General features: G+C 52.0%; 23 protein-coding genes and 2 riboswitches. Of the genes, 13 read left to right on the top strand and 10 right to left on the bottom strand.

Going from position 1 to position 20,403, the window contains the following annotated elements; all coding sequences use genetic code 11:
* Positions 1–3: 3 nt before the first annotated feature.
* Together KNP06_RS05275 and KNP06_RS05270 are read right to left on the bottom strand one after the other, a co-directional pair.
* Positions 4–447, bottom strand: coding sequence for an Hsp20/alpha crystallin family protein (locus KNP06_RS05275; RefSeq protein ID WP_214709815.1), 444 nt, complete (start codon positions 445–447; stop codon positions 4–6).
* 115 nt (positions 448–562) lie between these two features.
* Positions 563–2,059 carry a potassium/proton antiporter gene (locus KNP06_RS05270; RefSeq protein ID WP_138858682.1) on the bottom strand — a complete coding sequence of 499 codons (1,497 nt, stop codon included), beginning with the start codon at positions 2,057–2,059 and terminating at the stop codon, positions 563–565.
* 154 nt (positions 2,060–2,213) lie between these two features.
* Here KNP06_RS05270 and KNP06_RS05265 point away from each other — a divergent pair, with 154 nt between their 5' ends.
* Entirely contained in the window at positions 2,214–3,149 is a 936-nt protein-coding gene (locus KNP06_RS05265) for an ATP-grasp domain-containing protein (protein WP_214711269.1), read from the top strand.
* Positions 3,150–3,164: 15 nt separating this feature from the next.
* Here KNP06_RS05265 and KNP06_RS05260 read toward each other — a convergent pair whose 3' ends face one another.
* Both KNP06_RS05260 and hemQ read right to left on the bottom strand, forming a co-directional pair.
* Complete coding sequence (locus KNP06_RS05260) at positions 3,165–3,311, bottom strand: hypothetical protein (RefSeq protein WP_021066006.1); 147 nt, start codon at positions 3,309–3,311, stop codon at positions 3,165–3,167.
* Between the two features lie 77 nt (positions 3,312–3,388).
* Entirely contained in the window at positions 3,389–4,162 is a 774-nt protein-coding gene (gene hemQ, locus KNP06_RS05255) for a hydrogen peroxide-dependent heme synthase (RefSeq protein WP_021066007.1), read from the bottom strand.
* Between the two features lie 338 nt (positions 4,163–4,500).
* Between hemQ and pta the strand changes: the two genes are divergently transcribed.
* The 4 genes from pta (at position 4,501) to KNP06_RS05235 (ending at position 6,786) form a co-directional block, all read left to right on the top strand.
* Complete coding sequence (pta, locus tag KNP06_RS05250; protein ID WP_138858684.1) at positions 4,501–5,490, top strand: phosphate acetyltransferase; 990 nt, start codon at positions 4,501–4,503, stop codon at positions 5,488–5,490.
* 76 nt (positions 5,491–5,566) lie between these two features.
* Positions 5,567–6,286, top strand: coding sequence for a DUF2711 family protein (locus tag KNP06_RS05245; RefSeq protein WP_138858685.1), 720 nt, complete (start codon positions 5,567–5,569; stop codon positions 6,284–6,286).
* A gap of 36 nt (positions 6,287–6,322) precedes the next feature.
* Positions 6,323–6,622 (top strand): rhodanese-like domain-containing protein, encoded by a 300-nt coding sequence (locus tag KNP06_RS05240; protein WP_021066010.1) that lies wholly within the window; start codon positions 6,323–6,325, stop codon positions 6,620–6,622.
* Positions 6,598–6,786, top strand: a complete 189-nt coding sequence (locus KNP06_RS05235; RefSeq protein ID WP_138858686.1) for a hypothetical protein — start codon at positions 6,598–6,600, stop codon at positions 6,784–6,786. Before KNP06_RS05240 ends, KNP06_RS05235 begins: the two co-directional genes overlap by 25 nt.
* 35 nt (positions 6,787–6,821) lie before the next feature.
* Here KNP06_RS05235 and folE2 read toward each other — a convergent pair whose 3' ends face one another.
* Positions 6,822–7,730, bottom strand: coding sequence for a GTP cyclohydrolase FolE2 (gene folE2, locus KNP06_RS05230; protein ID WP_021066012.1), 909 nt, complete (start codon positions 7,728–7,730; stop codon positions 6,822–6,824).
* A gap of 266 nt (positions 7,731–7,996) precedes the next feature.
* On the opposite strand from folE2, the gene KNP06_RS05225 reads away from it, so the two are divergent.
* The 3 genes from KNP06_RS05225 to KNP06_RS05215 all read left to right on the top strand — a co-directional run bounded on the left by KNP06_RS05225 (position 7,997) and on the right by KNP06_RS05215 (position 10,579).
* Entirely contained in the window at positions 7,997–8,830 is an 834-nt protein-coding gene (locus KNP06_RS05225; RefSeq protein WP_214711270.1) for a TerC family protein, read from the top strand.
* Positions 8,831–8,974: 144 nt separating this feature from the next.
* Entirely contained in the window at positions 8,975–9,847 is an 873-nt protein-coding gene (locus KNP06_RS05220) for a HipA domain-containing protein (RefSeq protein ID WP_214711271.1), read from the top strand.
* Positions 9,848–9,850: 3 nt separating this feature from the next.
* A complete protein-coding gene (locus tag KNP06_RS05215) occupies positions 9,851–10,579 on the top strand; it encodes an HIRAN domain-containing protein (protein WP_214711272.1) in 729 nt (242 codons plus the stop codon).
* 161 nt (positions 10,580–10,740) lie between these two features.
* Here the strand turns inward: KNP06_RS05215 and KNP06_RS05210 are convergent, their stop codons facing one another.
* From KNP06_RS05210 to KNP06_RS05195, 4 genes are read right to left on the bottom strand one after another with little or no spacing between them, the layout of a single operon-like run.
* The gene (locus KNP06_RS05210; RefSeq protein WP_021066014.1) at positions 10,741–11,274 is read right to left on the bottom strand and encodes a 1,2-dihydroxy-3-keto-5-methylthiopentene dioxygenase; all 534 of its coding nucleotides are present in this window, start codon (positions 11,272–11,274) and stop codon (positions 10,741–10,743) included.
* Positions 11,275–11,287: 13 nt separating this feature from the next.
* A complete protein-coding gene (locus KNP06_RS05205; protein ID WP_128123584.1) occupies positions 11,288–11,905 on the bottom strand; it encodes a methylthioribulose 1-phosphate dehydratase in 618 nt (205 codons plus the stop codon).
* Positions 11,902–12,552: a 2-hydroxy-3-keto-5-methylthiopentenyl-1-phosphate phosphatase gene (locus tag KNP06_RS05200; RefSeq protein ID WP_214788016.1), complete on the bottom strand. Its 651-nt coding sequence runs from the start codon at positions 12,550–12,552 to the stop codon at positions 11,902–11,904. The genes KNP06_RS05205 and KNP06_RS05200 overlap by 4 nt, the downstream gene beginning before the upstream one ends.
* A complete protein-coding gene (locus KNP06_RS05195) occupies positions 12,549–13,706 on the bottom strand; it encodes a 2,3-diketo-5-methylthiopentyl-1-phosphate enolase (protein ID WP_214788013.1) in 1,158 nt (385 codons plus the stop codon). Before KNP06_RS05195 ends, KNP06_RS05200 begins: the two co-directional genes overlap by 4 nt.
* A 69-nt stretch (positions 13,707–13,775) precedes the next feature.
* A riboswitch (SAM riboswitch) is annotated at positions 13,776–13,877 on the bottom strand.
* Between the two features lie 203 nt (positions 13,878–14,080).
* Positions 14,081–14,183: riboswitch (SAM riboswitch) on the top strand.
* An 81-nt stretch (positions 14,184–14,264) separates the two neighbouring features.
* On the opposite strand from KNP06_RS05195, the gene mtnK reads away from it, so the two are divergent.
* Genes mtnK through KNP06_RS05170 form a run of 5 tightly spaced genes read left to right on the top strand, consistent with a single transcriptional unit; the run spans position 14,265 to position 19,892 of the window.
* Positions 14,265–15,416 carry an S-methyl-5-thioribose kinase gene (mtnK, locus tag KNP06_RS05190; RefSeq protein WP_214711275.1) on the top strand — a complete coding sequence of 384 codons (1,152 nt, stop codon included), beginning with the start codon at positions 14,265–14,267 and terminating at the stop codon, positions 15,414–15,416.
* Positions 15,413–16,447: an S-methyl-5-thioribose-1-phosphate isomerase gene (gene mtnA / locus KNP06_RS05185; protein ID WP_214764417.1), complete on the top strand. Its 1,035-nt coding sequence runs from the start codon at positions 15,413–15,415 to the stop codon at positions 16,445–16,447. Before mtnK ends, mtnA begins: the two co-directional genes overlap by 4 nt.
* The gene (locus tag KNP06_RS05180; protein ID WP_214788010.1) at positions 16,440–17,516 is read left to right on the top strand and encodes a sugar ABC transporter substrate-binding protein; all 1,077 of its coding nucleotides are present in this window, start codon (positions 16,440–16,442) and stop codon (positions 17,514–17,516) included. Before mtnA ends, KNP06_RS05180 begins: the two co-directional genes overlap by 8 nt.
* Complete coding sequence (locus tag KNP06_RS05175; protein WP_214788007.1) at positions 17,516–18,889, top strand: sugar ABC transporter ATP-binding protein; 1,374 nt, start codon at positions 17,516–17,518, stop codon at positions 18,887–18,889. Before KNP06_RS05180 ends, KNP06_RS05175 begins: the two co-directional genes overlap by 1 nt.
* Before the next feature lies 1 nt (position 18,890).
* On the top strand, positions 18,891–19,892 hold the full coding sequence (locus KNP06_RS05170; RefSeq protein ID WP_214711277.1) for an ABC transporter permease: 1,002 nt from the start codon (positions 18,891–18,893) through the stop codon (positions 19,890–19,892).
* A 9-nt stretch (positions 19,893–19,901) separates the two neighbouring features.
* On the opposite strand, the gene KNP06_RS05165 is transcribed toward KNP06_RS05170, so the two are convergent.
* Positions 19,902–20,387 carry a GNAT family N-acetyltransferase gene (locus KNP06_RS05165; protein WP_214711278.1) on the bottom strand — a complete coding sequence of 162 codons (486 nt, stop codon included), beginning with the start codon at positions 20,385–20,387 and terminating at the stop codon, positions 19,902–19,904.
* Between the last annotated feature and the right edge of the window lie 16 nt (positions 20,388–20,403).

Raw genomic sequence — 20,403 nt, 5'->3', positions numbered from 1 at the left:
TATTTATTCTTCGATTTCAATGGTGCGGGTGCTCGAGCCGTCATCGGCTTTCGGTACGGTCAAGTGGAGCACGCCGTCTGACAGTTTCGCTTTGATGGCATCTTCTTTCACGTTCGGTAGATAGAGTGAACGTTGCATCGATGTGACGCGGCGTTCCCGATAGACGTAGTCTTTGTCTTCTTCCCTCTCTTCACGTTGGTCGACCGAGAGGATGAGATAGTCTTTGTCGTAGCGGATGTGAATGTTATCTTTTTTGATACCTGGCATCTCGGCCTCGATGACGTATTGGCCGTCCTGGTCCCGGACGTCGAGTTTGAACGAGTCGAGGAACGACGTCGCCCCGTCTTTCGGGTCGAACAGATGATTCATCCGATCAAAGACATCCCCAAACAAGTCTTTGCGCAATCGATCGAGTTCATTCTTCCGAAATGGCGTCAAATCGAACATACAAATTCCCCCTTCAAAAAAAACGGACAGAGTAGAAGTGTTGTCACTTTTACTGTGTCCGTTTTTAGCTAGGGATAAACGTAATCGACGTGACAGTTTATTGAAGAAACGAGAGTCACAATTCGACGCGTTCTAACCCGTCCTCCCCGAATTTTCGGTCGAGTTGGTCGTGGCGATACGTCGAGGCGAGCACGTACAACAAGTCACCGGGTTCGATTTTTGTCTGTCCCGTCGGTGGGATGAGATAGTCTTGACGGACGATCGCATTCACGACCGTGTTCGGTGGCAAGGTGATATCAGCAAGCGTCTTGCCAATCATCGAGGATTCCTCGGTCGCCACGTAAGGGACGAGCTGATGCTGCGATTGCTTGCTCGAGACGAGTGCGATCGTATAGGGCGATCGAATTTTATCCGGTCCGAGCAAATCGAGTTTCGCCGCGAGCGGTGTTAATGTCGTTCCTTGAATCAAGGCACTCGTCACGACGACGAAGAAGACGGCGTTGAAAATCAATTGGGCGTTGTCGATGCCTGCGATGAGCGGGAACGTAGCGAGGACAATCGGCACGGCGCCTTTCAGTCCGGCCCACGAGATAAACAGTTTTTCTTTGTGGGTAAACTGCATCTTGATTGTCGATAAATAGACGGCAATCGGCCGGGCGATGAACATCAGGATGAATGAAATCAATAACCCTTTCCAGATGAGCTCGGGGTCAAGCAACTGTCTCGGGAAGACGAGCAGACCGAGGATGACGAACATGATGATTTGCATGATCCAGGCCAAAGCCTCAGAGAATTGAACGATTGTCACTTCATGGGCCGTGTGCGCATTCCCAACAATCATCGCGGCGAGATAGACGGCAAGTAGTCCGCTACCGGCAAAGTAAGCAGCGACCCCATACGTCATAAAGGCCATCGAAATCATGAGGACAGCATGCAGACCACTCGACTCGAGACGCAAATGGTTGAGCATGAGTCGGGACAAGTTTCCGAGCATGTAACCGACGAACGCGCCGACAATGATTTGCAGGATGAACATCCAAATACCGTCCCAAATCGTCGTGTCGGGTTTTAACATGAAGTCGAGGGCGAGAATCGTCAAGAACATCGCCATCGGGTCATTCGTGCCGGACTCGGCTTCGAGTGTCGAACCAACTTTCGGTGAGATATTCTTTCCTTTGAAGGCGGCGAAAACAGCAGCCGCGTCAGTAGAGCCGATAATGGCGCCAAATAGGAAAGATTCCACCCAGTCGAAGCCAAATACGAAACGAACGGCCACAGCGATGAGCCCGGTCGTCAACAGCACGCCAATCGTGGCGAGTGAAGCGGACGGGGCGAGCACGCTCCGGATCGACGACCATTTCGTCTGTAAGCCACCTTCGAACAAGATGACGACGAGGGCCGCGACCCCAATCATTTGAGCGAGGTTGGTGTCATCGAAGAAAATCAGCCCGGTAATATCGCTGCCCATCAGCATGCCGATGCCCATAAACAAAATCAGGGCAGGTAAGCCGAAACGCGTCGATACGCGAGTGGCCAACACGCCGGCGACAAGTAGCAGACCGAATAAAAGAATCAAAAAATCGGTACTCAAAATCGGTGCGGTCAAACACATCACTTCCTTTTTCACGTTGATATTCACATGTATTATTAAGTTCATTATACCATGAAATGGTTATAAATTAAGAAATGACGCATCGAGAATTATGCACATTGGAATAATCGGATATAGATGTGGTACAGTAGGGGCATCAAAAAGGGGGATTCACATGACTAAAATTCACGTGCTCCATGAAAACAACGAATGGACGAACCATCTCGTCCGACGACTCGAAGAATTATCATTGCCGTATGAACTGTGGCACCTCGATCAAGGGACGATCGACTTGGCGAGCGAACCGCCGGAAGGTGTGTTTTACAACCGGATGAGCGCGTCGTCGCATACGCGGGGTCACCGCTACGCGCCGGAACTGACGGAAGGGGTGCTCGCATGGCTCGAAGCGAACGGACGGACCGTCTTCAACGGGACGCGGGCGATTCGGCTCGAAGTGAGCAAGGTCAATCAGTATACGGCGCTTCAACGAGAAGGCATTCGTGTACCGAAGACAGTGGCAGCCGTCGGGAAGAAGCAAATCATCGAGGCGGCCGAGAAGCTCGGGATGACGCCGTTCATCACGAAACACAACCGGGCCGGTAAAGGGCTCGGGGTTCAGTTGTTTCATTCCGTTGATGCGTTGAAGGCATACGTGAACGGACCGACGTTCGAGGAATCGATTGACGGGATTACGCTCATCCAACAATATATCGAGGCACCGAAACCGTTCATCACACGCTGTGAGTTCATCGGGGGCAAGTTCGTTTACGCGGTACGAGTCGATACGTCAGACGGCTTCGAACTCTGCCCGGCCGACGCCTGCTCGATTGAAGACCAGTTTTGCCCGGTCGGCGAGACGCCACCGGCGAAGTTCGAGATCGTCTCTGGTTTCGACGACCCGATTATCAAGCAGCTAGAGGCGTTTCTGAAGAACAATCACATTGCCGTTGCTGGAATTGAAATCATCGAAGACGAGGATGGAAACGTGTACGCGTATGACGTCAACACGAACACGAACTACAACTCGGACGCCGAAGCGAAAGCAGGGCAGTACGGTATGCTCGAACTCGCGACATTCCTCGGGGACGCCTTGACGGTCACGACTAAATAAAGACAGAAGAAAGGGTCAGGCTTTTGCCTGACCCTTTCGCTGTGTATGTTGTAATTGCTGTTCAAATCGAAGTTGGACTAGTTCTGCCGTCGGTGCCATTCGTTCGATGAACGAATCTAAACGTTTCGCCGTGTCTCGATCTGATTCCTTGAACACGCGCATCGTTGTTCACCTCATTGATCATTGTTATGTTGCTTCTACAACAAGGATTCCCGAGGGCATGATAGCGTAAACCTCGATTACCCGAGGAATGTGCCGAGTTCTTCTTTTGGAAGGATGTTCCCGACATAAAAGTCGCCGAACTCGCCATATTTGGCACTGACTTCATCAAAACGCATCTCATAGACGATCTTTTTGAATTGGAGCGAGTCTTCCGCAAACAAGGTGACGCCCCACTCCCAACCGTCAAAACCGGTCGAACCGCCGATGAACTGTTGAATCTTGCCGGCGTAGCTGCGGCCGATCATGCTGTGGCGATACATGAGGTCTTTGCGCTCATCCATCGACAACGTGTACCAGTTGTCCCCGTCGCGACGAGCCTTGCTCATCGGGTAGAAGCAGATGTGGGCCGCTTTCGGGAGTGTCGGATAGAGGCGGGCCCGAATGTGAGGGTTCTCGTACGGGTCACCGTCTCCTGAACCACGGTACATGCCGAGTTCGATGACAGACACGTATGAATAGCTTGGAATCATGTAATCGTACAATTTCGTCTTCCGAAGAGCGAGTTCGACTTGCTCGAGCTCTTTGAACGTCGGACGAAGGACCATCAAGACGACGTCCGCCTTTTGACCAAGGATCGAGTAAAAGGCATGGCTTCCTTCACCGCGTGTCTCGACCTCTTCGAGTGAGCCGAGGAAGGCGACGAACTCGTCAATCATTTCTTGACGGGCGGTTGGGTCGACTGCTTTTAAACGAGTCCAATCGATGGAGCGGAAATCATGGAGCGTATACCAACCGTCTAACGTGGCGGCTGCGTGTTGCGTTTCGGTTGTCGGTGCTGGACGTTCTGACATTAAAAAAACTCCTTTCGAGACTAGGCTTCGCTGACTATTTTACCATACACGTTTGACCGTCTGGCAAATTTGACGCCGCCGTGAGGATAGTCACACTCCGGGCGGGGTAAAGAGATAGGGAGCAAGATTTTTGAAAACGGCTTCACGATGGGCTGTATCAGTCGGAAATGGTAAACTGTTCTATTCATATAATGATTGATTTCAAGCGATTTATGACGAAATGGGCAGAATAGTTTATTTTAAAAATCGTACTGTGTATAATAAAACTCGCATATGGACGAGAGCGTCCGAGAGAGAAAAAATCCGATTTCTTCTAATCGAAAAGGAGTTCATTCACTATGAAACTATTTGACACGTTGAAACAAAAAGTCAGCCCGATTCGCCCGACCATCGTCTTCCCAGAAGGGATCGATGAGCGCGTCCTCGGTGCCGCTGTCCGTTTGAAAAATGATGGCATGGTTGAACCGATCGTCATCGGACCAAAAGCTGAACTCGAAGCGGTCGCTTCGAAGCACGGCTTTGACATCTCAGGTTTGATGCAATACGACCCAGCGACGTACGAAGACATCGACACACTCGTCGAGTCGTTCGTCGAACGCCGTAAAGGTAAAGCGACACCGGAACAGGCACGTGAATTGTTGTCTTCAGACGTGAACTACTTCGGTACGATGCTCGTCCACACAGGAAAAGCAGAAGGTCTCGTCTCAGGCGCGATGCACGCGACAGCCGACACGGTCCGTCCGGCCCTTCAAATCATCAAGATGCAAACAGGCATCAAAAAGACGTCAGGCGTCTTCATCATGGTACGTGACGACGAGCAGTACGTCTTCTCGGACTGCGCGATCAACATCGCACCGGACGCGGCTGACCTCGCCGAAAACGCCTACTTGTCAGCGTTGACAGCGAAGACGTTCGGCATCGAGCCGCAAGTCGCGCTTCTCAGCTTCTCGACAAAAGGCTCAGCGAAATCGCCAGAGACAGAAAAAGTCATCGAAGCGACACGTCTCGCCAAAGAGAAGGCACCAAACCTTCCAATCGACGGCGAACTTCAATTCGATGCAGCCTTCGTCCCGAGCGTGGCGGCGAAGAAAGCACCAGGCTCTGAAGTAGCCGGAAATGCGAACGTGTTCGTCTTCCCAAGCCTCGAAGCCGGAAACATCGGCTACAAGATGGTTCAACGTTTCGGTGGATTCGAAGCGATCGGACCGATCCTTCAAGGTCTCAACAAGCCGGTCAACGACTTGTCGCGCGGCTGTAACGAAGAGGACGTCTACAAATTGACGCTCATCACAGCGGCACAAGCCATCGACGAGCGTAACGAAGCGTAAGTCGCAAGCATCCTTCCTGAGCGGAGGATGCTTTTTTTGTGGTCACATTGTAAACTATTGGAAAGGGGGCGAGGAAATGGATGAAGAGGAAGGCATCATCACATTGCCGGAAGGGCATCGGTACGCCATGTTCGGTGGCGGGGATGATTATCCGATCAAAACGTATTACAAAGGGGTGTTCGAAACAGTATTCGTCGTGTTTCATCCGTTTCTGATCCCGAAAGACGACCCGACCGCGGTTGACCGTTATGTCGAGTTGGATAAAAACGAGGTCGAACAGCAATTTCGGGCCATCACATGGGCAGATATGTGTCGCCGACTTGATTTCGATGACATCAAACGCATCGATCACGCGCTCCGGACGATGATTGCGGCGCTGAAACCGCATGCCGAAGATCAAGAAGGTGCGAATCGAATCATCGAATTTTGCAATCGCGAGAACGTACTTCCACCAGGCGAAGGAGAGCTGTCGAATCTTTTAGAGAATCAGGTGTTACGAGCACTTCTTGGGATGGGAGAAGAGTGGATGTGGAGCGGAGACGAGTTCTGCACGGAACGGCATCTCATCAACATTCGGGAGACGCTAACCTCCGATACGTGGGGGATGCGGCATCGGACGTTCTTCGGACATCAACATGATTGGCTCATCGTACCGCCTTGGGATAGCCATTTCACGTTGATTTGTGGCAGCCGAGCTTGGGTCGAGCAGGTGGTCGAGCGGTGCGAACTCGAAGGCTTCTATTGTGATGAAAACACGACAATCAATTGGAGTTTGCTTGATCGAAAACTGAGGTAAACTAGTAGGGGACAACACTATTAAGGGGGAACTACCATGCAAAACATCCATGCAACTGAATTACGTGAAAAGCTTGAGAACGGCGAAACGCTCCATATCATTGACGTGCGCGAACAAGACGAGTACGACGCGGGCCATATCCCGCACGTGCCGCTCTATCCGCTGTCTGAATTTCCTGGTGTCACGGACAAGCTCGCGAAAGATAACGTTTATCACGTCATCTGCCGCTCAGGCGGCCGCAGTGTGACGGCATGCGACTATTTGGAGTCGGAAGGCTATAAGGTCGTCAACGTCGAAGGCGGCATGCTCGCGTGGGACGGCGATATCGAGGCGTGATGCTCGACAATCCATGGGTCGTCATCCCGCTGTTAATCGCACTCTATTTGACCGTCTATACGTTCGTCAAACGAGTCGATGGCGATAAATGGAGGCTCGTCTGGGCTGTCTGGCTCATCGTCATCGTCATGATGTTGACGATTCAGCTCGTCCAAAGTCTATAAAAAATGAGTGAAGCCCGCACAGGCTTCACTCGTTTTTAGTTATCGCGCTTATCGAATGTGATTGAGGCAATCGCATCGTGCTGATGAATCGACTCTTCGTTGCGGCATTCGACGAAGAAGTTGACGACTTGTTTCATTTCATACAAGTCAGCCGCGATCAAGCGGACCATGTCTTCGACGAAACGCGGGTTCTCGTAGGCGATTTCCGTGGCACGCTTCTCATCCGGACGTTTCAAGACAGGGTGAAGCGGGGCCGATGCGTTCGACTCAGCTGCCTCAAGAAGCGCGAGACGCCAGTCGAAACCGTCGAGCGATGCTTCATCGAGACCGGCTTCAATCGTGATGTAGCCGCGTTGGTTGTGGGCGCTGTACTCGCTGATTTCTTTCGAGCATGGGCAGAGCGTTGTCACGTTGATGACGAGACCAACCGTCACGCTTGCCATCCCTGTCTCGAGGTTGTACGTCACGTTGTGCATGACGTCCGCATTCATGAGACCGCTGAGACCTGTGGCCGGGGCTTTCCGGCTGAAGAACCATGGGTAACGGACCGTCAATTGACCTTCCGTCTGTTCCATGCGCTCGGCGAGTTCTTGCGCGAACTCGATGAGCGAGCGGTTCGATAACGTCCAGCCTTGCGTGTGGTACGCGTCGAGCTGTTCTGTCAGACGTGACATGTTGATGCCTTTACGGTCTTGGACGAGCGAAGTCGTCAACTCGAACGTGGCGACCGTCGCTTGGATGCCGTCTGGCGTCTCGATGTTGACTGGGTGTTTGACGTTTGAGATGCCGACGCTGTCGAGCGCGAACAAGAAGTTTTTTGGTGTGTTTTGTAGATCGACCATTTTATCTTTTTCAGTTGGTTTCGTGCCTTTGATCGGCGGGACCGAACCGAATAATTTATGTCGTTCTGCTTTAGTAGGTAAAGCGACATGGCTTGTAGACATAATCGGATTCTCCTTTTTTGAGAGGGCAAATGACTGCCACTCGTTCTTGTTAGGATTTTATCACGAAATGTACATCGACCGGGTACCATTTTGCTCTTTGAACGTGCTTTGAACGTGCTTTGCAGTCCTTATAAATAAAAAAACTTCAGCAATTGAAGAAAAGAAGATTGATTTCGATATGAATCGGGAATAAAATGTTCCTGTGAACTTAAAAAATAGATCACTGTTAAATATGAAGGAACACAACAAAAAAGGGGATGTTTTTAATGGATTGGCAGTTAATTCTGCAGTACGCCTGGATCATTGTCGTACTCGTCGGTCTCGAGGGGCTACTTTCTGCAGACAACGCGCTCGTCTTGGCGGTCATGGTCAAGCACTTGCCGCGGACAGAACAGAAAAAGGCACTATTTTACGGCTTGCTCGGAGCGTTCATTTTCCGCTTCATCGCATTGTTCTTGATCTCATTCTTGATCAACGTCTGGCAAGTCCAGGCGCTCGGTGCGCTTTACTTGATCGGAATGAGTGCGCGGCACCTGTATATGACCTATAAGGCCCGTAAGATGGAGCCGAAACAAGACCTCGCCGCTGAGGCGAAAGAAGAGACGGCCATCACGGAGAAGCCGGTCACGAAGAAAGAGTTCTGGTGGACGGTTGCTAAAGTCGAGTTCGCCGATATTGCCTTCGCGGTCGATTCGATTCTCGCAGCGGTCGCGCTCGCGGTCAGCTTGCCGCCACTCGGTCTCGGTGAGATCGGCGGCATCGACTCAGGTCAGTTCTTCGTCGTCTTAACAGGTGGACTCATCGGGGTCATCTTGATGCGTTTCGCTGCGCGAATTTTCGTCAAGCTGTTGCATCAACGTCCGACACTTGAGACAGCCGCCTTCATCATCGTCGGCTGGGTCGGCGTGAAGTTGACGGTGCTCGTCCTTGAACACCCTGGCTTCAAGAAATTGATTGCCGGCACACCGTTCGAATTCATGGGTCTTCCGGACGGATTCGTTCACTCGACGGCATGGACATTGTTCTTCTGGTCGGTCATGGTCGGCATCGCGGTATGGGGTTGGTTCTCTTCAAAACCGACAGCCGCTGCCAAATCATAATTGAATAACTAATCTCTATAAAATAATGTAAAGTATAGTATAGACGAATCAGTTTTAGTAACTCGAAAACTGGTTCGTCTTTTATTATGAACATTAATAAATATAAAATATATATTGTATCGATACATTTGGGGGTCGAATATAGTGATTGATGTAACAGATTGGGAGTTGATTGGTTACGGTGAAGACAGTACTCTCGAAAAAGAAGAACTAAGAAATTCGAAAGGTGAACTGTATTTAATAAAATACGCTAGAATTTTTGAGGTTGGTTCTTCCTGGGAAGACTTGACGGAAGAAATAGCTGCTCACGTGGGTGAATTGTTATCGCTGAACATGATGAAAGTTCAAATGGCTTATAGGAATAATCGACGCGGCTGTTTGTTAAGAAATTTTGTAGATGATTATAAAGCTTCTGAGGCATACCCAGGTGCATTTTTACTTCAAGGTGAGTGTCCAAATCAGTATATTGAAATTCAAGCAAGGACATTGAAGGGTGAATCACTTATAGACCATGCGTTTGAAATGATTAGTAAGTTGTCATATTGGGGAAAAATTAAGAGAGATTTTATTTTTATGCTCCTCTTCGATTTTGTCATTGGTAATCAAGACCGTCATCCGTATAATTGGTCCTTGCTTTACACTGAAGAAGGAGTGATGATGTCTCCACTGTATGACAATGGAGCTTCGTTAGGATTTCGCTTTGAAGATGACAAACTTGAAAGTTATTTGGAAGATGAGGTCAAACGAAAGAAGTACTATAGAAATACAAAGGTAAAGTTTGGTTTGTGTGAAAAGGATCAAGTAAAAATGATAGATTTGTATTCTTTTTTACACAAAAACTTTCTTTTAGAAATTAGTGATTTTATTGGCCGAATTGAAAACTTTGATTATAATCAATTCTCAAAGCGACTTGAAGAGAACTCCTGCTTGTCAATTGCTCAGAAAAAGTGGTTAAATCAAGTAATAGCAGAAAGAAACGAAATATTGGTTAACTTATTTAGAGAGAGGGAGGGATGAGGTTTGTCATACCAAAATAAAAAGCTAAATGTTATTTGGCAAGACAGAGATACTCGATCTTGTTTTCATGTTGGTACTTTAATTCATGATGAGACAGGATACATCTTTAGCTATAATCACAATTCTTTATCTTTTAAAGAAGCAATAAACCATGGATACAAACCTCACCCACTATTCCCGAATTTAGATGAAGTGTATAAATCAATAAATCTTTTTACAGCCTTCGATCGACGCATCCCATCTAAAAATCGACATGATTATATTATGATTTTACGTGATCTGGGATTAGACGAAGCTGCAGACAAAATGGATATCCTAAAAGCTACTCGTGGCAAGATAGCTAATGATACTTATTCATTAGAAGAGCCCATTACGAAACAAGAGAGTGAAATCCAAACAAGCTTTTACATTCAAGGTATGCGACATCAAAATAATCTTCATCAGTTTGAGAAGAAGATTAACTATGATACTCCATTGATATTGGAAAAGGAACCAGGGAATCAACATGATTCCTGGGCTATAGCAATTTACACACAGCATGGAACTAAATTAGGATATGTACCAAGATACTATAGTAAGTATATTTGTATGTTAATTGACAACGATGCAGACGTTCACGTAAAGATAACGTATATAAATGAAAAGTCCAATCCACATTGGTGGGTTAAAGTTGATTTTTGTGCTTCGATACTACAATGTGACCAAAAAATATTACAAGAAATATTAATATAATTTTGAGGAAATCAAAAAACAGATAATGTAGTGTGTTTTTGTAACTGGGACATGACTGCGTAAATCGATAAAAGAGGCAATCTGGAACGAATCATTCGTCCAGGTGGCCTCTTTTTGTTAAAAACTTTTCAAATTGTCTAGTTATTTCCTAACCTCATTTTTTATGCAGTCACGTCCTGTTTCTCGTAAATCGGCACCCAGCCCTCTGTCGTCACGAAGATGCGGACGGCGACGACTTTGCGGTCGTCTTGGAGCGTGAAGTAGTGGCGCGTGTTCACCGGCACCGAGATGAGGTCGCCGGGGTTGAGCTCGATGTTGAAGTAGCCACGCTCGGCGTCATCGATGGCGAAGATGCCATGGCCGCTGACGATGAAGCGGACCTCGTCATCCGTATGATGGTGCTCCTTTTGGAAGTTGACGAGCAATTCGTCCAAGTTCGGCGTCGCGTCTGACAATGAGATGACGTCTGCCGTCTCATAGCCGCGGCGCTCCGATACATCACGAATCTCGTCACGGAACGTCGACAAGATCGCTTGTTTGTCCTCGTCCGTCAACTGATAGTTCTCTTGCAGGTTTTCCGGTAGCTTCGTGATGTCCCACTGCTCATATAAAATCCCGCGAGACTCTAAAAAGGCGCTCACTTCAGTTTGATCGACGTAACGCTCTTCGGTTTGTTGGAAATAGACAGTTGCCATGGTTGGTTCCTCCTTATGAATGGACGCCTAGGGCGCGTAGTTTTAATGTATAGCTGAACAAGAACTCGTAAGCCTCTAAATAGCGTTTGGCCGCGGCCGGGGTCTCGCCCCAGACGGTGATGCCGTGATTGCGAATGAGGACGGCACCGGCGTTTGCGTGAATGTGAGGGGCGAAAGCGGCCGCAAGAGTCGGAATGTCCGCATGGTTCTCGATAATCGGTACGCGGACGACCGCATCCTCGTCCCAGAAGCCGAGCGCTTTGATGATTTCTTGACCGGTGAAGACGACTTCGCCGGTGGCGGCATGGAGCTCGGAGATGACATTATTGTCGACCGTATGGACATGGAGCGAACACGTCGCATCCGTCCGATTGAACACTTCGACATGTAGCAGCGTCTCGGCGGATGGTTTTCCTGTCTGTTCGCCGATTAAGCGTCCGCCCGCATCGACATGAACAAAGTCGTCTGGCGTTCGTTTCCGTTTATCGCGTCCACTCGCCGTGACGAGAAATTCGAGCGGGTCGTCAGAGACGCGAATCGCCAAATTCCCACTCGTTCCGGGGAACCAGTCGCGGGCGGCGAGTTCGTCTTTAATCTCGGCCAGTTCAAGCCAACGTGCCGTAAGGCTCATACGGCCACCTCCTTCAAGTGATGGGTGATGTCGTCGAACGTCTCGAACGGGGCGTAACGGATGCCTGCGTCTTCGCAGAGCGTGATGAGTTGACCCCGGGCGTAGACGAAGTCGGCACGCTTCGCGACCTCGAAGTCGGTCACCGAGTCGCCGATGATGATTAAGCGGTCACTCGGATTGACGATACGGCGGGCAATCGTCGGCTTGCAACAGCCGCAATCGTTCGTACACTGTTCGTCACAAGCGTGCGGCCACGTGACGGTTACCGTCTCGTCGGAGAAGTCGGCGACGTTACAGTAGATGTGCTCAGGGGCGACGTGACCATCTAAGACCGGCTGGACGAAGAAGTCCATCCCGCCGCTGACGACGTCAAACTTCCAACCGTGCGCCCGAACCTGTTCTAAAAATGATGGGAACCCTTGGCGGAGCGTGATCCGCTCCAACAAATAATCGCGGTAGTCCGGGGCGGCCTCGCTCGGCAATAGTTGAAACATTTGACCGACACCGGAGCGAATGGAAATCCGTTGTTCGAGGACCGCATCTTTCAACTCGACCCAAGCCGGCGGGGCGAATGCCTTCATCAACGCGATGATATTGTCTTCCGCCGTGATCGTCCCATCGAAGTCGCACAGGATGTGGACCGTCATCGTGACGCCCACGCCTTTAACGCGGTATCGAGTTCGTCCGTCTGTCCTTCGGTGGGACCGAGGACGTGAGTGATGGCTTGGCGGAAAGCACGGGCCCCGGCGGCTGCACCGTCCGGGTGACCATGAATGCCACCGCCGGCGTTGATGACGACCTCCGTCCCGAAATCACGAATGATATCGGCGACAAGCCCCGGATGAATCCCGGCTGACGGGACCGGTAAAATTGGTTTCGACCAATGCGGTTCGGCGCTCAAGTCACGAATCGCGAACGCCTCGTCCCGTGGTGTCGCGAGCGAACCGTATGGAGACGGGAAGAGCGTCAAATCGGCCCCGGCGAGACGTGGGAGTTTACCGAGTAAGAGCGAATGACTGATGGACCCGGTCAAGGCGCCGGCAAAGGCCGGGTGGGCCAAAATCGGCACACGGATGTCTGGGTCGTTCGCAAGTTCGCGCAGTGCGTCAAGACCGTACGTATAGACGTTGAATAGGAGCGCCGTCGCACCGGCCTCGATCAGCCGGAGCGCCTGGTCGCGAAGACCGAACACAGGGCCGCTCAGCGTGATGGCGTAGAGGACACGTTTCCCGGTCGCCTCAAAGTGCGCTTGAATGACGGCCGCTCCGATCCGGGCCCGTTCGAGCGACGGCGTGAGCGGATTGTCGTATAAAATCTCGTCGTCTTTGACGATATCGATGCCGCCGGCGAACTGATCGCGGAGTTGCTGCTCGAGAAACGCGAGGTCACGCCCGATGACGCCTTTGAAGATGCTCATGACGAGCGGACGGTCATGGACACCGAGCAACTCGCGAATCCCGTCGACGCCGAACTTGGCGCCTTTGAAATGAGGGGCGAGCGTTTCGGGCAACGTCAAATCGATTAACCGAATCGAATCGTCGAGGGATAGTTTCCCGAACGTCGTCGTCAAGATGGATGAAAAGTCAGGGCTGACATTATGTAACGGATAGCGGATCGTGAACCGGCTCGTCGTCTCAGTATGGGTGGTCGATACGACCTCACCCCGGTACGCCTGTAACTGCTCTTGCTCTAAATGACGCAGCTCGGTCCATGTGCCGACGGTCAGCTCGAGGGTGATTTTGTCGGCAATGCTTGCGACCGCATCCGTTCGTTTGATTTCATATGTGGCAGTGATACTCATATGGTTCCTCCTTCCAGGCAAACAAAAAATGACCCCATGCCGAGGCAAGAGGTCATCATAAAAAATGAACTCTTATCTCTCAGCTTTCGCTGCAAGAATTAGCACCGTGCCATCTCTGGTCGGTTGCTGCGACATCATCGGGCTCGTCCCTCCGTCTGCTCTTGATAAGAATGTGATTTGAAGTTGTGAAATTTAATTGAATTTTTACACAGATTCGTCACGTCGTCAATTCCTTTTTTTCCAAAAAAATATTTTGGGAAGTTGTTTCCATATATGCACAAAAAAAGACGAGTGGCACGGAGAAAAGGACGTTGACAATTGTGACGTCGAGTCCGTAATATTCATCACATAAGTTCACCGAATCGAATAAACCACTCTTATCGCGAGTTGGCAGAGGGAATTGGCCCGATGACGCCGCAGCAACCGACCATTAGGCACGGTGCTACATCCACCAGACGAATGTCTGACAGATGAGAGGAACAACCATTTTGGCTGTGCCTCTTTCTCGCGGAGAAAGGGGCTTTTTTTGTGGGCAACGTACAGGAAGGGGAAAACATCATGTCATATCAACCATTTACAGAACAGTCTGTTGTCGAGCACGTCCGTCAATTAGGATACTTGCAAGACGGAATCGCCGAGTGTGAGGAAATCGGGGACGGCAATTTGAATCTCGTGTTTCGGATTCGCCAAGGCGAACAGCGCCTAATCGTCAAACAGGCGCTCCCATACGCTAAAGTCGTCGGTGAGAGCTGGCCGCTTACACTCGAACGGGCATGGATTGAACAGTTGGCACTCCGTGAGTTTGCGAACGTGGCGCCGCGTTTCGTCCCGGACGTCCTCGGTAGCGACCGGACGCTCGCCTACACGATTTTAGAAGATCTGTCTGATTATGAGATTGTCCGCACCGGTTATTTGAAAGGGGAGAGCTATCCGGAACTCGCGCGTCATGTCGGTGAATTTTTAGGCGAGACGCTGTTCGCGACGTCGGATTATGCGGCCGGCCCGATCGCGAAGAAGCGGATTGAACGTGACTATTACAACCCGGAACTGTGTGACATCACCGAGAAGCTCATCTTCACCGACCCGTTCAAAGACGCGGAGTCGAACAACATCGAGGCGGCGCTTCGAGAAGATGTCGAACGCCTCTGGCAAGACCAGGCGCTCAAGGTCGAGGTGACGAAACTGAAAGTCGGATTTGTCACGAAACATGAGGCGCTTCTGCACGGTGACCTACATACAGGCAGCATCTTCGCGACTCAACAAGAGACGAAAATCATCGATCCAGAGTTCGCATTTTACGGACCGTTCGGCTTTGATTTGGGCCAAATTATCGCCCATTTGACGCTGTCGACGTTCCATGACCCGCTCAAACGCTTCGAACGTTTCACGGACGTCTTGACGGTGTGGGAGACGTTCGAGAAGACGTTCCGGGCCAACTTTGAGCGAGCCGTCGAGCCGTTCAATACGGACGGTTTCGTCGACGAATTGTTGCGGACAATCTTCAGCGACACGATCGGCTATGCCGGTTGCGAACTCATTCGCCGTGCCGTCGGACTCGCCGGTGTCGCCGATCTCGAGACGTTGCCGGAAGCGACGCGGCTCGAACGAAAACGTGACGCGCTTGCCCTCGGGACGGCGCTCATTAAAGAACGCCACAGCGTCGAATCGATTGACGACTTGGTGACGCTTTTGTCGGGGGTGCGCGTATGACGGTCCAAAACATCCGCTTTAATTCGCAAACGGACGAACTCATCCTATTGGATCAGACGTTGTTACCACATGAAGAGCGTTACGTGACAATCGAGACGCTCGAACAGGCAGAACATGCCATCGAGACGCTCCAAGTCCGTGGTGCCCCGGCCATCGCGTACTTCGGGGCGTTCGTCCTCGCCAAAGAGGCAGGCCGGTTAGTCGACGACCCGGACTTCACCCGTCGACTCGACCTCGTTGGACGCCGCTTGATTGCGACAAGACCGACGGCGGTCAATCTGCAAAACGTGATCGAATCGCTCCTTGATTTAAATGTCGGGGACGACTTTGAGGCGATTGCCGAGGAAATCAAACGCCGCGCCATCGCTTTGTACGACCGGGACGTCGATACATATCGGGCCATCGGCGAGCATGCGCTGACGGTGTTGCCGGCCGGGGGGAACGTGTTGACAATCTGCAACGCCGGTGCCATCGCGACATCGCGATACGGCACAGCGCTCGCGCCGTTTTACGTCGGAAAAGAACAGGGCGTATCTTTCAACGTCTTCGCCTGTGAGACGCGGCCGCTCCTGCAAGGGGCACGCCTCACTGTCTGGGAACTCGACCGGGCCGATATCGACGTGACGCTCATCACCGACAATATGGCGGCTTGGACGATTCAGTCAAAACGAGTCGACGCCATCATCGTTGGAGCTGACCGTATCACACGGACGGGTCACGTCGCCAATAAAATTGGGACGTTGCAGCTCGCCGTCCTTGCCAAACATTACGGCATTCCGTTCTATGTCGCGGCGCCGCATTCGACGTTCGATTTGACGGCGGATGACACGATTGAAATCGAGGAGCGGAACCCGTCAGAAGTGACACATATCGGTGGTCAACCGACGGCACCCGTCGGCATCACCGTCTTCAATCCGGCGTTCGACGTCACCCCACCGGACCTCATCACCGGACTCATCACCGAGGCGGGTGTGTTCGAGCCGACAGAGACTGCCATCACACATCATGTAGGGGGAACAATTCATGTCTAAAAAACTATTAATTTTACTATTCACATTCGTCTTGGCGCTCGTCGGTTGCACGAACGAACAAGCGGCCCCATCGAAGCCGGCTGAGAAGACGCCGGAGACGAAACCCGTCTCGGTCTCGAATGCCACACTTCCGAAAGATATCGATATTGCCCTGATCATGCAGATGTCGATCGGGACGTTCTCGTCGCAGTATATCAACGGGGTGACGGAACAAGTCGAATCGTTCGGCGGCAACGTGAAAGTGTACAACGCCGACAACGACCTGTCGAAGATGGCGAGCTATGTCGATACGGCGACGACGCAAGGCGTCGATGTCATCTTGATCGACCATGGCCGTGCCGATGCGTTGAAAGAACCGGTCCAACGCGCGCTCGATAAAGGCATCAAAGTCGTCGCGTTCGACAACGATTTGACGAACGAAGGCGTGACCGTCATCGACCAAGACGACTATTCGCTCGCTTGGCGTTCACTCAAGGCACTCGCCGAAGATTTGGACGGTGAAGGCAAAATCGTCACGATTTGGGTTGGTGGCTTCACACCGATGGAACGTCGCCACACGATTTATGATGCGTTCTTGAAGCGTTACCCGGGTATCACAGAAGTCGCCAAGTTTGGTTCGGCGACGAACAATACGGCGCTCGACACACAGAGCCAGATGGAAGCAATTTTGAAGAAGTATCCGGAAGGTGAGATTGATGCCGTGTTCGCGATGTGGGACGAGTTCGCTAAGGGTGCGAGCCGTGCCATCAAACAGGCCGGACGCGATGAGATCGCCGTCTATGGGATTGATTTGAGCGATGAAGATTTGCAGCTCATGCAAGAGGACGGTAGCCCGTGGAAAGTGACGGCCGCGACCGATCCGGCTGAAATCGGACGGATTCAAGTCCGTTACGCGTATCAAAAATTAGCTGGTGAAGAGACGCCGTCGATTCATTCGGTCGACCCATATCTCGTCGACCGCGACGTCTTGCCGGACGAGAAAGTAACGATGGACGACCTCGGTCAATACGTCCCGAACTGGGGCGCATCAGACGCGGCCTGGTCGGACTGGATGAAAGGGACGGACTGATGTTACGGCTTGAACGCGTCACGAAACGCTATGGTGATGTCACGGTGCTCGATGACGTCAGCTTCACGCTCCGCCGTGGCGAGATTCATGGCTTGCTTGGGTTGAACGGGGCCGGGAAGAGCACGCTCGTGAAGCTGTTGAGTGGCGCCATCATCCCCACATCCGGGACGATCGAGCTCGACGAGACACCGGTCACATTCACACCGGCCGAGGCGATACGCCGTGGGATCATCACGGTGTCGCAAGAAGTCGATGACGCCCTCTATCTCGAGTTACCGATTTATGAAAACGTCGTGCCGTGGCAGGCGGTCGAACGGATTCGTCCTCGTGAACTAAAACAGCGAGCGGCCACCTACTTGGAACGTGTCGGACTAGAGATTGACGTGACCGAACCGGTCGGACGATTCCCGCTCAGCGTCAAACAACGTGTCTTGATTGCCCGGGCGCTCGCGAGTGATGCGGCCTACCTCTTGCTCGACGAACCGACGGCCGCCTTGTCGACGGAAGATGCGACGTCACTGCTCACGTTATTGCAGTCGCTCGCAGAGGAAGGTGTCGGCATTCTTCTCATCACGCATCGGTCGGACGAACTGTCGCGCGTCACCACGACGACGACGTTCCTCCGGGATGGCCGTATCGCCTATGAAGGGCCGTTTCAGGCGTTGTCAGAACGGGATATCCATACGTATTTGAGCGGATCTGACATGGCAGAAGCGGTAGAGAAAGCCGTTCCGGAAACCGAGATGCGGATTCAGGCAGAGCTCACGTTACCGGCGTTCGGGACGAGTTTGCCGTTCACGGCGTATAAAGGCGAAGTCGTCGGCATCGGCGGTGTCACCGGGAGCGGGAAGACGGAGTTGATCGAGGCGCTATTCGGTCTCTCCGGCGTTGAACAACAGATGACGTTGGACGGGAAACCAATCAAGATTCGCGAACCGCGTCAGGCGGTCCGGTCCGGGTTCGCCCTCGTACCGGAAGAACGCCGGAAACAGGGACTCTTCCTCGACGATTCGATTGAACGGAACGTCCTCGCGATCGAAGGGAAGGCGAACGCAGTCACGCGCGTTTTGGCCTCGCTCCGTGTGAAATACGACCAGGTCGGGCAACCGGTCCGAGAGCTGAGCGGGGGGAATCAACAAAAAGTTGTCCTCAGCAAATGGCTCCTCGAGGACCGGGACGTCTATCTGCTCGACGAACCGACGAAAGGCGTCGACGTGACGGCGAAACGGGATATTTATGAACTCGTCACCCGCCTCGCGAAAAGTGGAAAGACTGTCATCTTTACGTCGAGTGAACCGCATGAACTAGAATTGATCGCCAACCGGACGCTTTGGCTCGACCGCGGCCGTTGGCAACAGAAAGGAGGGGTTTAACATGGCCCAACTCGTCATCAAACAACGCACGAAACGCTTCAGCGGCATCGGTCAATACGGGACGTTGTTCGCGATTCTCGCACTCATCGCCGTCTTCGGCGTCACGAACGACCAGTTTTTGACGTACGCGAACTTCAGCGACATCATCAAGTCCGTATCGATCGTCTCGCTGCTCGCCCTCGGAGTGACGTTCTCGCTCATCGTCGGCGGGTTCGACTTATCGGTCGGCTCAACGGCGAGCCTCGCGACAATCGGTGCGGCGTCGAGTCTCGTATTACATAGTCAAGAACTGCTCGTCGCTTTGCTCGTCCCGATTGCCCTCGGCGTGCTCGTCGGACTGTTGAACGCGCTCGTGACAATCAAGTTTCGGTTACCGGATTTGCTCGCGACGCTCGCCATCATGTACGTCATCAATGGGGTCCAATTGACGTATACGAAGGGTTTTTCAATCTACGACAATATGCCGATTGAAGGAGGGACGGCACCGGGACGATTCATCCCGTCGTTCCTCTTCATCGGCCAAGGTTCGATCGGTCCTGTCCCGTTCGTCGCCATCTTGATGCTTCTCTTCTTCGCCGGGGCCCATCTATTTTTGACGTATTCGAAGACGGGACGCGAATTTTATTACGTCGGCTCGAACGTCGAGGCGGCCCGCCGCTCCGGCATCGCCGTCACACGGATCAAGCTGTACGCGTATGTGTTGAGTGGTCTGTTCGCAGCCATCGGCGGCATCATCTTGGCGTCGCGCATCGGTACCGGACAAGTATCGGCCGGAGCACCGCTGTTGATGGACGCCGTCGCGGCTGCCTATATCGGCTACGCCGTCTTCGGGACCGGACGACCGAACGTCGTCGGTACGTTGATCGGTGCCATCTTGATTGGGATTTTGCTGAACGGACTGACGATGTGGGACGTGCCATATTACGCCCAAGACATCGTCAAAGGCACAATTTTGATAGCGGCGCTCGGCTTGTCATACATCCAAAAGAAGCAGCTCACATAGGAAAAGTCCTCAGAACGGTTGGTTCTGAGGACTTTCTTGACGTTCCATTTGGATGAAGGTGAACGTGCTACCGTTCGTCGGTTGTTGAAACGAACCGGTCTGCGTGAACCCGCACGCCTCATAGACACGGATTGCCCGCACGTTGAAGGCGGCGACGGACAAGGTGATGCGATGAGGTGAGTACGTCGCTTTGACGAAGTCGAGAATCGATGTGACGAACGCTCGTCCGCTCCCGTTCCCGGTCAAATCGGGCTTCATGCCGAGCCCGATATCGACCGTTTCATCATCCGGTTGCGCGACGCTCACGAAGCCGACCAATTCCTCGTCTGAGGTGATGGCGAACACCGACTGTCCGCGCTGTTCGGCGTCTAAAAATTCGGCTAAATCGTCCTGATCGGCCTCCATATCATAAAATGCATACTCGCCTTCGTAGTGCCACGTGTAGGCGATCGTTTCCGCCTGTGGCTGGGTCAGGACAGCGAATTGATGGGTCATTTGAATTTCCTCGTTT

Source organism: Exiguobacterium sp. s21 (genome assembly GCF_018617975.1).
Lineage (GTDB): Bacteria > Bacillota > Bacilli > Exiguobacteriales > Exiguobacteriaceae > Exiguobacterium > Exiguobacterium mexicanum_A.
This window is presented reverse-complemented; position numbering and strand designations above follow the sequence as displayed.

Coding starts and splice junctions, on each gene's coding strand:
- KNP06_RS05200 (WP_214788016.1), bottom strand. CDS start 12,552: ATGACGGTCCACATCCTGTGCGACTTCGATGGGACGATCACGGCGGAA.
- KNP06_RS05165 (WP_214711278.1), bottom strand. CDS start 20,387: ATGACCCATCAATTCGCTGTCCTGACCCAGCCACAGGCGGAAACGATC.
- KNP06_RS05265 (WP_214711269.1), top strand. CDS start 2,214: ATGACTAAAATTCACGTGCTCCATGAAAACAACGAATGGACGAACCAT.
- KNP06_RS05180 (WP_214788010.1), top strand. CDS start 16,440: ATGTCTAAAAAACTATTAATTTTACTATTCACATTCGTCTTGGCGCTC.
- hemQ (WP_021066007.1), bottom strand. CDS start 4,162: ATGTCAGAACGTCCAGCACCGACAACCGAAACGCAACACGCAGCCGCC.
- KNP06_RS05245 (WP_138858685.1), top strand. CDS start 5,567: ATGGATGAAGAGGAAGGCATCATCACATTGCCGGAAGGGCATCGGTAC.
- KNP06_RS05195 (WP_214788013.1), bottom strand. CDS start 13,706: ATGAGTATCACTGCCACATATGAAATCAAACGAACGGATGCGGTCGCA.
- mtnK (WP_214711275.1), top strand. CDS start 14,265: ATGTCATATCAACCATTTACAGAACAGTCTGTTGTCGAGCACGTCCGT.
- KNP06_RS05260 (WP_021066006.1), bottom strand. CDS start 3,311: ATGCGCGTGTTCAAGGAATCAGATCGAGACACGGCGAAACGTTTAGAT.
- KNP06_RS05225 (WP_214711270.1), top strand. CDS start 7,997: ATGGATTGGCAGTTAATTCTGCAGTACGCCTGGATCATTGTCGTACTC.
- KNP06_RS05210 (WP_021066014.1), bottom strand. CDS start 11,274: ATGGCAACTGTCTATTTCCAACAAACCGAAGAGCGTTACGTCGATCAA.
- KNP06_RS05170 (WP_214711277.1), top strand. CDS start 18,891: ATGGCCCAACTCGTCATCAAACAACGCACGAAACGCTTCAGCGGCATC.
- KNP06_RS05275 (WP_214709815.1), bottom strand. CDS start 447: ATGTTCGATTTGACGCCATTTCGGAAGAATGAACTCGATCGATTGCGC.
- mtnA (WP_214764417.1), top strand. CDS start 15,413: ATGACGGTCCAAAACATCCGCTTTAATTCGCAAACGGACGAACTCATC.
- KNP06_RS05240 (WP_021066010.1), top strand. CDS start 6,323: ATGCAAAACATCCATGCAACTGAATTACGTGAAAAGCTTGAGAACGGC.
- folE2 (WP_021066012.1), bottom strand. CDS start 7,730: ATGTCTACAAGCCATGTCGCTTTACCTACTAAAGCAGAACGACATAAA.
- pta (WP_138858684.1), top strand. CDS start 4,501: ATGAAACTATTTGACACGTTGAAACAAAAAGTCAGCCCGATTCGCCCG.
- KNP06_RS05270 (WP_138858682.1), bottom strand. CDS start 2,059: ATGTGTTTGACCGCACCGATTTTGAGTACCGATTTTTTGATTCTTTTA.
- KNP06_RS05205 (WP_128123584.1), bottom strand. CDS start 11,905: ATGAGCCTTACGGCACGTTGGCTTGAACTGGCCGAGATTAAAGACGAA.
- KNP06_RS05175 (WP_214788007.1), top strand. CDS start 17,516: ATGTTACGGCTTGAACGCGTCACGAAACGCTATGGTGATGTCACGGTG.